The organism is Agriterribacter humi (assembly GCF_009192765.1).
Lineage (GTDB): Bacteria > Bacteroidota > Bacteroidia > Chitinophagales > Chitinophagaceae > Agriterribacter > Agriterribacter humi.
Window position 1 is genome coordinate 104008 of record NZ_VOHQ01000007.1, and the last position, 16238, is coordinate 120245.

The window sequence follows — 16238 nt, forward strand, 5'->3', positions numbered from 1 at the left end:
TTACACATAAGGCCATTGAAAAATGGTCTTATGTTTTTTATGAAAATTAATGATCTTTATTAAGCAAGATAAGCCATGGTATGAGATATTTTAATGCATATATAGTCATTGCTTGTTTAATGGCAGGCATCTCGTGCAGTAATGAATACAAAAAGGGACTGTTTGAATTAATGGAGCATACCGGTATCGGTTTCATGAATAATGTAGAGGACGGGAAACTTGACAATAGTTTTTTATTCAGAAATTTTTACAACGGCGGAGGGGTAGCAATTGGTGATATAAATAATGATGGATTGAGCGATGTATTGCTCAGTTCCAATACGGGAGAAAATAAGTTATATTTAAACAGGTCTAACTTTACTTTTGATGATATTACGGCCACCTCTGGCTTTCGGCAGGATAGCATGTGGAGCACAGGTGTAGTAATGGCTGACATAAATGCAGATGGCTGGCTCGATATATATGTTTGTAATTCGGGGCACATGCGAAACGGAAACCGGAGGAATAAACTATATATCAATAACCATGATCTGACTTTCACAGAGTCTGCCGGTAAATATGGATTAAACATTTCCGCCTATACTACACAGGTTTCTTTTTTCGACTACGATCTGGATGGGGACCTGGATTGTTTCATGATCAATAATAGCCCTATTCCTATTAACCAACTGAATTTCGCCAGTAAAAGAGACTTACCGGACAGCGCCTGGAATATTGCCGATTTTTTAAAGGGCGGGGGAGATCATTTGTATAGAAACGATAATGGTATGTTTAAAGAGGTAACCAGGGAAGCCGGTATTCACGGTGGCCTGATAAGTTTTGGTTTGGGTGTATCGGTAGGTGATATCAACAATGATGGCTGGCCGGATGTGTTTGTTTCAAACGATTCGTACGAGAAAGATTACATGTATGTGAATCAAAAAAACGGAACGTTTAAAGATGAGTTGGAAGATTGGTTTCAACATACAAGCTATTCTTCCATGGGTGCGGATATTGCCGACATTAATAATGATGGATATCCGGATTTGTTTTCAACGGATATGTTGGCCGAGAGTGATTACCGGCTTAAAACAATGGGATCATTCGATAATATCAGTCTTTTTAGCAGCAAGCTTGAATCAGGGTTTTATTACCAGTACACCAAGAACTGTTTACAACTCAATAATCAGAACGGAAAATTTATTGATATCGCCCGGTATAGTGGTGTGGCTGCTACAGATTGGAGCTGGGGTGCATTAATGTTTGATATGGATAATGACGGCTGGAATGATCTATTTGTATCTAACGGTGTAAACCGCGATGTAACCAATCTTGACTTTATGGATTTTTTTGCCAACGAGGTCATACAAAAGATGGTAATAAGTGGAAAGAAAAATGAAATAGATAAGGTTTTAAAAGAAATTCCGCGTATTTCTATCCCCAATAAAGTTTACAGAAATGAGGGGAATCTGCAGTTTACGGATATCGGAAATGAATGGGGACTGGTGCAGTCTACATTCTCCAATGGTGCTGCTTATGGCGACCTGGATAATGACGGGGACCTGGATTTAATTGTCAATAATGAAAACCAGCTTTGTTCGGTGTATAAAAATAATTCCAGGGAAATCAATAAAAACAATTACCTGGGTGTTTCGCTGAAAGGCATTGGGAAAAATACTTTTTCGATAGGCAGTAAAGTGCAATTGTTTGTTGGAACTGAAACACTTACACGTGAGTTGGTACCCAGCCGTGGTTTTCAGTCTTCTGTTGACTATAAACTTATTTTCGGATTAGGTAAATATGCAAAAGTAGATTCGATGATGGTTATCTGGCCGAATCGTACTGCAGTTACTTTCATTTCTCCCGGCATTAATAAGGTTCATATAATAGAACAATCAGAAAAGAATACACATCAATGGAGTATAAAGCCATCTGAAATACTCCCAGTTTTTTTTACCAGCGAAGAATCCAGATTTGATAAGCATATTGAAAATAATTATGTGGATTTTTATGCCGAACGTGCCATCCCAAAGGTGCTTTCACGCGAGGGTCCGAAAGCCGCTGTTGCTGATGCAAATGGAGATGGGCTTGAAGATATATATATAGGCGGGGCCTCCGGGAGTCCTGGTCAACTTTATCTGCAAACAGCAGACGGAAAATTTAAAAAGAAAGAAGAAAAGGCTTTTTATCCTTTTTTTGAATTCGAAGATACAGCAGTTCTGTTTTTTGATTATGATAATGATGGGGATGCGGATTTGCTGCTTTGTTCTGGCGGAAATTCGAGCAGCCTCAACAGCAGGGAGTTGCAGCTTCGGTTATTTTCAAACGATGGTAAGGGAAATTTTACGATTAACGTTTCAGCTTTCCCCAATATGAGTATGAATATTGCCATTGCTATTGCCAATGATTTTAATAATGATGGTTTTGATGATCTTTTTATTGGCGGAAGGAGTTTTCCGGGTATTTATGGAAAGGATCCAGACAGCTATTTATTCATAAACGATGGTAAAGGGCATTTTAAGGATATCGCTAAAACAAAAAATGCCGATATAGCGCATATTGGTATGGTTACGGGTGCAGTTTGGGAAGATGTGTCGGGAGACAAACAGAAAGAATTGATCATAGTGGGAGAATGGATGGGGCCGAGAATTTTTTCCTTTAATGGAGATCATTTTGAAGAAATTAAAACCAATATCAGTAATAAATTTGGCTGGTGGCAAACAGTAGCTGCTGCAGATGTAAATGGCGATGGCAGGCAGGACCTTATATTAGGCAATATGGGAAAAAATTTTTATTTGCGGCCCGATTCTGCTAACCTGGTAAAATTATGGATAAACGATTTTGATAAGAATGGCTCCCTTGATAAAATAATATCCTATACTGTAAATAACAGGGATATGCCTGTTTTTTTAAAACAAGATATGCAGGAGCAACTGCCATTTATTAAAAAGAATAATTTAAAGCACCAGGAGTATGCGACTAAATCCGTACAGGATCTTTTTCCTGGCGAATTGATGAAAGACTGTATTGTTAAAAAATTTGACTATACTCTTTCCTGTATGGCCATTAATAATGGGGATGGACAGTTTAGTATACAGGAATTGCCGCGGATGGTGCAGCTGTCCTGTATAAATGCCATTCTTCCTATAGATGTAAATGAAGATGGTTATATTGATTTGGTTATGGGCGGAAATCAATTCGGATTGCTGCCACAGTTTGAAAAATTAGATGGAAGTTTTGGAGATATTTTAATAAATGATGGTAAAGGAAAGTTTACCTGGCAGCCCCCCAATCGAACAGGCCTAAACCTGAGAGGAGAACTGAGAGATATTGCGACAATAAAAAACGCAAAGGGCACGTATGTTTTATTCCTTCAGAATAATGAATTTCCGCTCCTTTACAAGTTACACACAACAGATCAACCAAAATAATTTAGTTCACTTGTGACTATCCGCAACCTTTTTTTTGTTTTAAGTGCAGCAACCTTCTTTTTTTCAGCATGTGAGCATGAAAATAAGGCTTTGGAACCTGTTTTATTTAAAGTAATAAAGCACCATATAACCGGATTGAACTTTAATAACACCCTTACTCCTTCCGGCGATTTAAACATGTTTAATTACATGTACTTTTATAATGGTGCTGGTGTAGGAGCGGGAGACTTTAACAATGATGGTTTGATAGATTTGTTTTTTTCTTCCAACCAGGGAGATAACAAATTATTTTTGAATGAAGGGAAATTGCATTTTAAGGATGTAACGATTGAGGCGAAAGTTCCCCAGGATCATGGTTGGTCAACGGGCGTATCTGTTGTTGATATTAATAATGACGGGTGGCTTGATATTTATATTTGTAAGGTTGGGAGGTTTGCAGATTTAAAAAGTACCAACCAGTTATTGATTTGCAAAGGGCTGGAAAATAACATCCCGGTATATGAAGATCAGGCCCGGCAATATGGTTTAAATTTTTCAGGTTTCAGTACGCAGGCTGCTTTTTTTGATTTTGATATGGATGGAGACCTTGATATGTACCTGCTCAATCATGCTATTCACCACGATGGGTCATTCGCCCCACGTAAGAAATTTCTGGAAACTTATGATACCTTGTCTGGCGACCGCTTATACCGCAATGATGAAGATTATTTTACCGATGTTACCAGGCATAGCGGTATCAATAGTTCTGCTATAGGGTATGGGCTTGGTATAGCTGTAAGTGATATTAATCTCGATGGCTGGCCGGATATATACATAGGCAACGATTTTCATGAAAATGATTATCTCTACATTAACCAGAAAAACGGAACGTTTGCTGATGAAAATGCACAAAGGCTGATGCATACCAGTAAATTTTCAATGGGAGTGGATATAGCAGATGCAAACAATGATGGCTATCCGGAAATAATAACGGTTGATATGCTGCCATCGGATCCATATATATTAAAACGTTCTTTAGGAGATGATGACTACGATATTTTTTATGATAAAATTTCTTTTGGCTATAATTATCAGTATTCGCGCAATACCCTTCAATACAGCAGGCGGAATGGAATGTTTAGTGAAACAGGTTTGTATTCGGGCGTATACGCAACAGATTGGAGCTGGGCCCCTTTATGGATGGATTTTGATAACGATGGTTTGAAAGACTTGTTTATTTCCAATGGAATTCCCAAACGGTTGAATGATATGGATTACGTTAATTTCATTTATAACAGTGAAATACAGAAAAAGGTAAGAAATAACGAAATACAGGATAAGGATATAACACTGATTGAAAAATATCCTGAAATAAAAATTCCCAATAAGATTTATAAGAATAGATCAAATCTCCGGTTCCAGGACATGGAGGGCGGTATAGAAAATGATCAGCCCTCCTTTTCAAATGGCGCGGTGTATGCAGATTTTGATAACGATGGGGACTTAGATGTAGTGGTAAATAATATTAATGATTTTGTATTATTATATGAAAATAAATCTGTTCAGAAAACAAATGAAGATTTTGTATCTATTAAATTAAACGGGCCTGAGAGGAACAGGGATGCAATTGGCACAAAATTGTTTTTATTTGCTAATGACGGAATACGGACCTATGAAAATAACCCTGCAAAGGGATTTATGTCGTGTATGGTAATGCCATTGTATATCGGGCTTAAGCAAACAAGGGTTGATTCCGCTTTTCTGGTGTGGCCCGATAATTCTTTTCAAAAAATTACTATACAACCGGCAATCCGCCAGGCAGCGTTTACTTATGCTAAGGGTTTACCTCCTTTTAATTATAGTTCAATTACTGATTTCCGTAAAGAGGACAGCAGACCCTTTACAAACATCGCCAAAGAGGCACAACTTGACTTTGTTCATAAAGAGAACAGGTTTAATGAATTTAACCGGGAACCATTAATGCCCCACATGGTTTCAGCCGAAGGCCCCGCTTTGGCTGTAGCGGATATCAATCACGATGGACTGGAAGATGTTTTTATCGGCGCTTCCAAAACCTTTCATAGTGCTGTGTTTTTACAAAAACCGGGTGCTGTGTTTTTAAAAGTGTCGCAGCCCTGTCTGCTGCAGGATAGTATGTATGAAGATGTAGACGCAGTATGGGGCGATGTAAATAATGATGGAAATATAGATTTGATTGTTGCTTCAGGCGGCAACGAATATTATGGTACTGATGAACATTTATTGCCGCGTATATATCTGAATGACGGTAAAGCAAATTTTATAAAATCACAACATCCGTTCAGTAATCAATATACAACCGCGTCATGCATTGCATTCAATGACTTTAATGGTGATGGTTTTATTGATTTATTTCTTGGAGGAAGGGCAGCGCCATGGAACTATGGGGAAATCCCAACTTCTTATTTATTGCAGAATGACGGAACGGGTAAATTTGTTGATGTAACCCAAACCAATGCTAAGGAACTATCAAAAACAGGCATGGTAACAAGTGCGGTATGGCTTGATCTGGATAAGGATGGCGACAATGATCTGATCGTTAGTTGCGAATGGGGCCCCATAACCGCGTTTCTAAACACTAAAGGATTTTTTACCAAAAAAGATTTGACGGATAAAAAAGGCTGGTGGACTTTTATATTACCCGTGGATATTGATGCGGACGGCGATATGGATTTTGTTGCGGGTAACCTTGGCCTCAATAGCCGGCTTCATGCTTCTGAACAGCAACCAGTCCGGCTTTATTTTAATGATTTTGATGACAACGGCAAAAGAGAGCAAGTACTTACTTATTATGCAGAGGGGAAGGAAATACCTTTTGCTGGTAAAGATGAATTGCAAAAGCAAATACCTTTATTAAAGAAGAAGTATTTTTACGCGGAAGATTTTGCTAAAGCAACATTGACGGATATTTTTTCTCCCGGGAAAATAGAAAACGCGGTGATATTATCAGCGGATTATTTCTCCAACGCTCTATTAATCAATAATGGCAATTTTAATTTTTCCGTTCAGCCTTTGCCCTGGGAGGCGCAACTTACCACATACCGGGATGCCGCAATTGTAAACGCCAATAGTGACAGTTTACCTGACCTGTTACTGGGAGGCAATTATTATGAAAATAATATTGCTTCCGGCAGGTATGATGCAGACTATGGATCGGTTTTAATCAATAAGGGAAATGGAAAATTAACTTGTGAAAGTTTAAATGGGGTAGTTATAAAAGGCGAGGTGCGTCATATAAAGCCAATAAGCATATCAGGAATGGAATCTTTTATTTTTGCTAAGAATAATGACAGTGCAATGCTGCTTAAATTTACAACCTCCTGTAAATGAATACCATGAACCACTATCTTACAGGACAATAAATTCTTGTCACCCATTTACTGGTATCCGGCTCCCGGCTCCTGTCGGTTACAAGCGAATAAAAAGGGATACCCGGTATGGTTTGATGGTGATCGCTTACATATTTAAGCATTTGTTCAAACGCGTTGGAAACCGTGTTGGTTCCGCCTTTTATTTCCATCATTAAAATATTTACATTAACCGGCATCCTCTTCTCATAAATGTCTCCCGATGAGGGAAGTGATTTAGGCAAAGGAACTGCAACCCTTACAATGTAATGTATACTGTCTAATGCATCAACATTAAGCATTGGGTATCCGGATATCATTACTGAATGCGCATTGGCATAGCTTCTTAACTTATTGACGCGGTTGTAGATAAACGCTGTAGAAGGATAACTACTGATAGTATCAATGGTAGAAATGAAAGTTGAATCAACAATTAATAAGTGATGGACTTCATGCTCATATATATTTTTTGGCTGAGATAAAAAGGACCCCATTTTTTGTAGAATCGTATCCATGTCCCTGTTTATTTTTTTTGCCTCCCTGAATGCAAGAAATCTTTTAAATGGATTGTAGGACGTTGAAGATTCACCTATCCATTGAAGCAGTACAACGTTCCTTTGCAGTGGAATTAAATAAAGCGATGTGTTTAATTGAGATCTGTTGCCTGTAATAGTAACAGGCAGTAATGAAATATTATTGTTGCCTATCTTGTAGGAATAACCGCCCAGCAAAAAAATATTTTTAGCAGAGGCTTTGTTTACGTTTCCAGGCCACCATTTATTCAAACTTTCTTCGTTTAGCAACATTCTGTAAACTCCTTGCCGGGTAGCTTTAATGTTTATATTGCTTTTTAGCGTTACGGAATCAGGTATAAAAATATACAGGCAACCAATGATAACCGAGAGAGAGATTATTATAAAGAGCAGCCATTTCTTATTATATCGCGGCATAAATAAAGCAGATTCAAAATTTCTTAAACAGATATCCCCTGCAATATTACAGAAATGATTTTTTAGGTTTTTTATGTTTTGGCAGTGAATCATACATTTGCCTGTATTTTGTATTGCGTATGTTCAAACCATCTTATCATTATATAGCCGCTTGTATAATATTATTCGGCGCCTGCAAAAACAAACAGAACGCTTATGTTCCGCCCGCAGATCCTTTGTTTACCCAAATGGACAAAGCACAAACCGGTATCAGCTTTCGTAATGATTTAAAGGAAGATGCCAGCTTTAATGTTTTTAATTACAGGAATTTTTACAACGGGGCCGGTGTTGGCATAGGTGATATTAACAACGATGGGTTGGCGGACGTTTATTTCACCAGCAACCTGGGAAAGAATCATTTATACCTGAACAAAGGCGATATGCGGTTTGAAGATATAACCGAAAGAGCAGGAGTAGGGGGATCAAAGGCTTGGAGCACTGGCGTAGCAATGGCGGATGTGAACGGAGATGGGCTTTTAGATATATATGTGTGTAATTCCGGTAATATTAAAGGCGATGACCGCGCCAACGAATTGTTTATTAACCAGGGTAATTTAACTTTTAAAGAAGAAGCCGTACCATACGGACTGGAAGAAAAGGGAGGATTGACCACCCATGCTGTATTTTTCGATTACGACCTTGACGGCGACTTAGACTGCTATATACTCAATAATAGTTTCAGACCTATTGCCAGCTTTGGCTATAACAAAAACATCCGCAATGTGCGCGACTCCATAGGAGGACATAAGCTATACAGGAATGACGATGCGGGCGGGCGGAGAAAATTTACCGATGTAAGTGAACAAGCGGGTATATATGGCAGTGAAATCGGTTTTGGACTGGGCGTTAGCGTGGCAGATGTAAATGCCGATCAGTGGCCGGATATTTATGTAAGCAACGATTTTTTTGAAAAGGATTATCTCTACATCAACCAAAAAAACGGAACGTTTAAGGAATCCATAGAAGAAAGTACAGGACATCTTAGCCTTGCTTCCATGGGATCTGATATTGCCGATATTAATAACGATGGCAGACCGGATATCTTCACCACCGAAATGCTTCCGGAAGATGATTACAAGTTAAAAACGGTTACCCAATTCGATGATTACGATGTGTTTAATGCTAAAGTGAAGGGAGATTTTTATTACCAGTATCTTCAGAATGCATTGCATTTGAATAATGGAGACAGCACTTTTTCGGAGATTTCATTTTTGGCCAATGTGGCAGCAACCGACTGGAGCTGGGGTGCTTTGATCTTTGATTTTGACAATGATGGATGGAAAGATATACTGGTTTGCAACGGTATTTATAAAGACATCACCAACAAGGATTTCATAGATTTTTTAGCGAACGACAAAAACAGGATACGGGTAATAACAGAAGGGAAATTTAATTTTAAAGAATTTTTAGATTCTATTGCTTCTAACTCCGTACCCAATTACGCCTTTATCAATCAGAAAAACCTGTCCTTTCTGAATCAATCCTACCGATTAGGATTGGGCATGCCCGGTTTCAGCAATGGCGCCGCTTATGGCGACCTGGATAATGACGGCGATTTAGACCTTGTGGTGAATAATGTGAATATGGAGGCTTTTGTGTACCGCAACAACGCAACACAAAAATTGCATAGCGCATATCTAAAAGTGAAGCTGCAGGGAGCGGGTGAGAACAGGCTGGGTATAGGAGCAAAAATTTCGGTGTATGCCGGCGGGCAGGTGCACAACCTGTATCAAATGCTTTCGCGTGGTTTTCAATCCAGTGTAGATCCTGTGCTGGTGGTTGGTTTGGGCAATAACGTCAGCATTGATTCTCTGGTAGTGGTATGGCCGGATATGAGGAAGCAAACTTTAAAAAATGTAAGTATCAATACAACCCTATTGCTGAAACAGGAAGAAGCGAACGAAAAATTTGTGCAGCAACCACCGGCACACCCATTATACACTGATGTTTCAGCAAAGTTCATTTCTGGTGGCTCGGCGCACAGGGAAAATTTATTTATTGATTTTGACAGGGAAAGGCTGATGCCGAAAATGATTTCAATGGAAGGTCCTAAATGCACCGTGGCAGATGTAAATGCGGATGGATTAGATGATATTTTTATTGGAGGTGCAAAATCAGATTTTGGAAAATTGTTTTTTCAGCAGGCTAACGGAACATTGATACGTTCTCAGCAACAGGCATTTGCTATTGCCAATACAACCGATCAAACAGGTGCTGCATTTTTTGATGCGGACAAAGATGGCGATAACGACTTATTGATTGTATATGGCGGTAATGAAGATAAAGGAACGACTGCAACCCTGCGGCCCCGCCTGTTTTTAAACGATGGTAAGGGAAATTTCTCCTATGCACCGCAAAACCTGCCTGTAATTACTACTACTGCATCCTGTGCAAGGATTGCGGATATGGATAACGATGGCGATATAGATGTATTCATAGGCGGTCGTGTTTTACCGGGTGAATATGGTTTAACACCCAACTCTTTTCTTTTAGTGAATGACGGCGCCGGCAAATTTACAGACCAAACGGACAATTATGCGCCGGGGCTAAAGAACGTTGGAATGGTAACGGATGCCCGCTGGACAGATACGGATAATGATGGGAAGCCTGAGCTTGCGGTGGTGGGCGATTGGATGCCTTTAACCATATTTAAAAACACAAACGGTAAATTAGTAAAAAGCGAGCTGCCGTTTTCCAGGGGATGGTGGAATTGCATTCAGACTGCAGACCTTAATGGTGATGGGAATGTTGATTTTGTAATGGGCAACCTGGGATTGAATTCAAAAATAAAGGGCGATGTTGCTCATCCTGTAGAATTGTATGTGAAGGATTTTGATAAGAACGGGCAAACGGAATCTGTTTTGTGCTATTATAAATCAGACAGTATATCTTATCCCCTGCCTTTGCGTGGTGATATAGTAATGCAACTACCCGGTTTAAAAAAGAAATTTCTGAAGTATGCAGACTATGCGGGCAAAACCATTCACCAGGTTTTTTCGGAAGAGGAACTTGAAGGAGCCATTATAAGAAAAGCGGAACAGTTTAATACCTGTATTGCTATAAACGATGGCAAAGGAAATTTTACTTTGAAGCCCCTGCCACTGCATGCACAGTTCTCTCCCACGTACGGTATTTTAACAAACGACCTTGACGGGGATGGATTAACCGATATTTTGCTGGGTGGTAATTTTTTTGGTGTAAAACCGGAAATAGGCAGGTACGATGCCAGCTATAGCTGTTTCCTCAAAGGAGATGAAAAGGGTAACTATACTTTTGTGCCCAATGCAAAAACCGGCATGACCGTTAAAGGAGAAGTAAGGGATATTATACAGTTAAATAATAAAAAAAGTTCTTCTATACTTTTTATCAAGAACAATGATGAAGTGCAGGTATTTAAGAGGAATCGCTGAAGGTTGGAAAGATAAATCCGAAGGGGCTGTCAGCAATCAGCTTTGAGCTATGGGCAGGAAAAATCTCAAGAAGCAAATAGCAAATACCAATAAAGTCCGAAAGCTTAAGCTCTAAATCTGAAGCACTCTTTAAAACCTGAAACCTGCAACTTGAACCCTGAACCCGGGATCTAACCGCTGAAAGCTCATTGCCGCAAATTAAAAATTCGGCGCCAGTTGCCTCGTACGATAATAGTCTAACATATAGCTCACCACTTCTTCCGAGGTATCAACAATTTCAAATAAGGCAAGATCTTCAGGATGGATATTGCCTTCCACCAGCATTACATCTTCGAGCCAGTTAATCAGGCCCTGCCAGTATTTTCTGCCTACCAGCACCATGGGCATTTGCCTGAACTTTTCTGTTTGTATTAAAGTAACTACTTCAAAAAATTCATCTAAGGTACCAAATCCACCGGGCATCATAACAAAGCCCTGCGAATATTTGGTGAACATTACTTTGCGCACAAAGAAATAATCAAAATTCAACAGCTTATCCTTATCAATAAAATCATTGGGACGTTGTTCAAACGGAAGATCAATATTTAACCCAACACTTTTACCGTTAGCCAGCTTAGCGCCCTTATTGGCTGCTTCCATAATGCCGGGGCCGCCACCGGTTATAACGCCAAACCCTTCCTCCGAAAGCCGTCGTGCTATTTCTATAGAAAGTTCATAATACACAGTGCCCGGCTTTGTTCGGGCCGAACCGAATATAGATATACAGGGACCTATCTTGGATAATGCTTCAAAGCCTTCCACAAATTCGGCCATAATTTTAAATATCTGCCAACTGCTGTGGGCCATGCTTTCCTTCCAGTGTCTTTCCTTCAAAGTTTTAAGGGTTGCATTCATACTTTTTTACTTTTTGAACAAAAATTGTATTCTACCGATGCTATGTCAGTCAAATTTTGGCTGGATGTTTATCCTGACGTGAGACGATAAAAGAGAGACGATAGAGGGGGAGCCTTTCACCTTTCTCGTTTCACCTTTCACTTCTCACAATTCACAACTCACGATTTACCCATTTCACATCAACCCAGCCACAGATAGCAAAGCCACCGCTCATGCAGTGGCCGCTCATTGATATAACGCAGTTTATAAAAATTTAGTTCGTGGAAGCAGGTTTTTTTGAAATGACCCATAAACCAAGGTAGGTGAGCATTCCGTTATAGATCAGCAGTTCGTAGCCAATTTTGAAATTACCAAAAAGGGAGTTGGAAAGGGACTTGATGTTTTCAACCCATTGCCCGCTCAGATTCATTTGCGGCTGGTACCATTCAATGTTATTGATCATGTCAATGCCAAGGATCAGTAAAGGAGCCAGCAGGCAGACAAACAGGGATAGCCGGTCGTTGATGACTCTTTTGGTAAGGATGCCAAACGCAAACAAACCAAGCAAAGGCCCATAAGTGAAGCCTGCTACTTTCAGAATTACATCAATGATTGATTTATTATCAACCAATTTGAAGCCCAGCACGATAATAAAAAATATAAAAGCAAAAGTGAAGTGAATAGCCAGCCTGATCTTTCTTCTGCGGGATTCACTCCAGTCTTCCCTTCTTTTTAAACCTAAGATGTCTAAGCAAAATGAAGAGGTCAAAGCTGTTAATGCTCCATCGGCACTGGGGAATAGAGCAGAGATGAGCCCGATGATAAAGATAATGGATACCGCTGTTGGCATATAACTCAGCGCGGCAGTAGGAAACAGATCATCAGGCGCAACATTGATGCCTTTTTCGGCCGCAAAAATATACAACAAACCACCTAAGAAAAGAAATAAGAAGTTTACCAATGCCATAATGATGCTGAAAGTAATCATGTTTTTTTGGGAGTCCTTCAAGTTTTTAACACTGATATTTTTTTGCATCATTTCCTGGTCAAGCCCGGTCATGGCAACCGTAATAAAAACGCCTCCCATAATATGCTTCAGAAAATGAGATGAACTGTTAATATCCGTATTGAAGATCTTAGTCATGCCGAGGTTTCCTAACTCATTCAGTGTTCCTGAAAAGCTATGACCCAGGTTGTTCATAATAAAGATGGTGCATACAACCAATCCCAGCAGCATAAAAGAAGTTTGCAGCGTATCCGTAAATACAATGGTTTTAACGCCTCCTTCAAAAGTGTACAGGATGATCATCAGCAGGATAATAATGGTAGTGAGCCAGAAAGGCATTCCAAGGTTATCAAGAATGAAGATCTGTAGAATATTGATGACAAGATATAGCCTGGCTGTTGCGCCTAATGTTCTGGAAATGATGAAAAACAGTGCCCCTGTTTTGTAAGAGATCATTCCAAAGCGGTGCTGGAGGTAATTATAAATGGATGTGAGATTCAACCGGTAATACAAGGGCAGAAGAATAAATGCAATCAGGAAATAACCAATCAAATACCCGATAACCACCTGGAAATAGGCAAAGCCGGCGCCACCCACTGTTCCCGGTACTGATACAAATGTTACGCCCGATAAGGATGTGCCGATCATACCAAAAGCCACCAGCATCCAGTTGGAACTTCTGTTGCCAATAAAAAAAGAATCATTATTGGAGTTTCGTGAAGTGTAGTAAGCCACCACTAAAAGCAAAACAAAGTATCCTACTACAAATGAAAAAAGCAGCCATGGAGACATATGGTATAATTAAAGTTAGGGGGAAAGATAAAACTTTTATTTTTTATTGATTGCATCACGTGATGGGGATATTACAACTTTCATTTTCTACAGTAGCAGAATATTAAACGCAAACAGACATGCAAGCGTGTTACTGCGTATCATTGCAGTACAAAATAAGGTTTATGCAAATTAAGGCGGTAACGGTTTTTTGCGGATCCAAACCTGGTGCCAATCCGCAATACGAAAAAGATGCGGCACGACTCGGTAAGCTGATAGCGGAAGCCGGGCTTAAATTAATTTATGGAGGTGGCAACAAAGGGTTGATGTCGGCGGTAGCCAATGCTGCATTACAGAATGGCGGCAGCGTAACCGGCGTTATGCCTCAAATGCTTATAGAATGGGAACAACAGCATACGGGGTTAACAGAACTTATTATTACCGATACTATTCATCAGCGAAAAAAGCTGATGTATGAATTGTGCGATGCAGCCATTGTTTTACCGGGCGGTTACGGCACCCTTGATGAGTTGTTTGAAATGCTTACCTGGAACAATTTAAGAATTCATAATAAAAGAATATTCTTACTAAACACTTCCAGCTATTACAAACACCTGGAGGCACATATACAAAATATAGAAGCAGAAAATTTCGCGTACAGGAAGTCAAAAAATCATATTGTGTTTAGCGATACGCCTGAAGCATTGATGAATAGTATAAACGACTCATGTTAAGTTAACCATATTATGCTATATCTTCTTTGTGAGAGGTGAAAAGGCAAAGGTGAGCATTTTTTTACCGCCCCGGTTCGTGTCTCCACGAAACGGAAGTCAGGGCATTGGTGGGAATCTGGTTCGTGCGGACACGAACCAGGGCATTGGACATTAATTAATCACCGAATTGCTGATGAAAGCAATCCTTTTGCTGTCTGGCGACCAGGAGGGCGTGTTGATGGTTCCCTGCCCGCCATATACATAAGCAATTACTTTGGGCGTTCCGCCCGCAACCGGCATTAACCGGAGATATACGTGTTTATAAAAAGGATGATCCTCCGCTTCCACCTCTTCTTTTAAAAAAGACAGGAATACGATCCATTTCCCATCGGGCGATACATGCGGGAACCAGTCATAGAAGGTTCCGTCTGTAACAGGTTCCTGTTCGCTTCCATCTGCTTTCATGCGCCATAGCTGCATAGCGCCAGTGCGGGCGGAATTGAAATAAATATATTTTCCATCGGGCGTATATTCAGGGCCATCGTCCAATCCTTTGGCTGTGGTTAATCTCACTTCCTTACCCCATTGGAAGGAACCGTATAAATATCGTATTCATCGTTTCGCCGACCGGTAAATATAAGCAACTGGTCGTTTGGCGACCATCCGTGCAGGTAAGATGGACCTTTGGGCGTAATTTGTTTGGGAATACCACCGGCTACGGGTACTGTATAAATAATAGATCCGCCTAAATCCCCTACACCGCTGCTTAGTCCAAGCATTTTGCCATCAAAGGAAAGCACATGATCATTATTGTTATTTTTTACTTCGCCGGTTGGGAGTAATGAGGGTTTACGGGTAGCAAGATCAAAATTATACATGAGTCCCTCGCTGTTGTAAATTAAGGATTTGTCATCTGTTGTCCAGTTGGGCGCCTGCAGCGATTTGGGAGATGTGTATACGATTTCCCTTGAACCGGTAGCGATGTCAAGCAGTTCAACATGGCTTCCCAGGTAGTTCCGGTACTGAACCAATCCATCCCATGCAGGAATGCAAATGCGTACATCATTGAATACGCCGGTTTCTATAACATCCGCATTATGCGAGCCAACAAACAAGCCGAGATAAACTTCTTCTCCCAAATCAAGGGCTTCCGTTTGTGTTGTAACAAATGGTTCGCCATATTTTGCCACACGCATCGTATACACATTTCCTTTTCTCTCCAACTGGATGATATTGGCGTGGGTAAGCGCTGACCGGATTTCTTCCGTAGCCGATCCGGCGGTTTTTCTGAATTGTAATGAAGTTAACCCGTCTCCATGCACTACGGCATTAATATGCGGCGCATTTCCTTCAAGACTTTTCCGCGCCATCCAGCCAATTTTGCGATGTGCTTCTACCCCTGCACCAACAAATTCCCCACGGGCGTACGCAATAAAATCACCTTTTATTTTTTTCCACGCAAAATGGAATTCATCGTGATCGCCCCATATATTATAACCGGAGCCAGAAATTACATACTGGCGTGTAGCTGCGATGTAGGTGGCTTCGCCGGGCTTTACTACCGCTCCAATATCGCCATGCCCGTTAAATATGCCCATTGCTGTTTGCGAAAACAGTGAAGGGTTTACCAGCGTAATGCTGTACATTAAAATAAAGAAGGCAAATTTTTTTAGCATGTGCAATTTTATTTAGGTCTATTAA

At 40.2% G+C, this 16238-nt stretch carries 9 protein-coding genes; 4 read left to right on the top strand and 5 right to left on the bottom strand.

Features of this window, described 5'->3' with window-relative positions; all coding sequences use genetic code 11:
• Positions 1-80 precede the first annotated feature (80 nt).
• Together FRX45_RS13415 and FRX45_RS13420 are read left to right on the top strand one after the other, a co-directional pair.
• A complete protein-coding gene (locus FRX45_RS13415; protein WP_226805362.1) occupies positions 81-3410 on the top strand; it encodes a VCBS repeat-containing protein in 3330 nt (1109 codons plus the stop codon).
• Positions 3411-3500: 90 nt separating this feature from the next.
• Complete coding sequence (locus tag FRX45_RS13420; protein WP_226805364.1) at positions 3501-6758, top strand: VCBS repeat-containing protein; 3258 nt, start codon at positions 3501-3503, stop codon at positions 6756-6758.
• Between the two features lie 13 nt (positions 6759-6771).
• Here FRX45_RS13420 and FRX45_RS13425 read toward each other — a convergent pair whose 3' ends face one another.
• Entirely contained in the window at positions 6772-7725 is a 954-nt protein-coding gene (locus FRX45_RS13425) for a hypothetical protein (protein ID WP_152268951.1), read from the bottom strand.
• 119 nt (positions 7726-7844) lie between these two features.
• On the opposite strand from FRX45_RS13425, the gene FRX45_RS13430 reads away from it, so the two are divergent.
• Positions 7845-11174 (top strand): VCBS repeat-containing protein, encoded by a 3330-nt coding sequence (locus tag FRX45_RS13430; protein ID WP_152268952.1) that lies wholly within the window; start codon positions 7845-7847, stop codon positions 11172-11174.
• Between the two features lie 198 nt (positions 11175-11372).
• On the opposite strand, the gene FRX45_RS13435 is transcribed toward FRX45_RS13430, so the two are convergent.
• Both FRX45_RS13435 and FRX45_RS13440 read right to left on the bottom strand, forming a co-directional pair.
• Positions 11373-12068 (bottom strand): LOG family protein, encoded by a 696-nt coding sequence (locus FRX45_RS13435; protein ID WP_152268953.1) that lies wholly within the window; start codon positions 12066-12068, stop codon positions 11373-11375.
• A 253-nt stretch (positions 12069-12321) separates the two neighbouring features.
• Complete coding sequence (locus FRX45_RS13440; protein WP_152268954.1) at positions 12322-13845, bottom strand: sodium:solute symporter; 1524 nt, start codon at positions 13843-13845, stop codon at positions 12322-12324.
• 164 nt (positions 13846-14009) lie between these two features.
• Here FRX45_RS13440 and FRX45_RS13445 point away from each other — a divergent pair, with 164 nt between their 5' ends.
• Positions 14010-14558, top strand: coding sequence for an LOG family protein (locus FRX45_RS13445; protein WP_152268955.1), 549 nt, complete (start codon positions 14010-14012; stop codon positions 14556-14558).
• Between the two features lie 150 nt (positions 14559-14708).
• Here FRX45_RS13445 and FRX45_RS23575 read toward each other — a convergent pair whose 3' ends face one another.
• The gene (locus FRX45_RS23575; RefSeq protein ID WP_226805366.1) at positions 14709-15110 is read right to left on the bottom strand and encodes a TolB family protein; all 402 of its coding nucleotides are present in this window, start codon (positions 15108-15110) and stop codon (positions 14709-14711) included.
• Positions 15107-16213, bottom strand: a complete 1107-nt coding sequence (locus FRX45_RS13450) for a TolB family protein (protein WP_226805369.1) — start codon at positions 16211-16213, stop codon at positions 15107-15109. Before FRX45_RS13450 ends, FRX45_RS23575 begins: the two co-directional genes overlap by 4 nt.
• Positions 16214-16238: the final 25 nt, after the last annotated feature.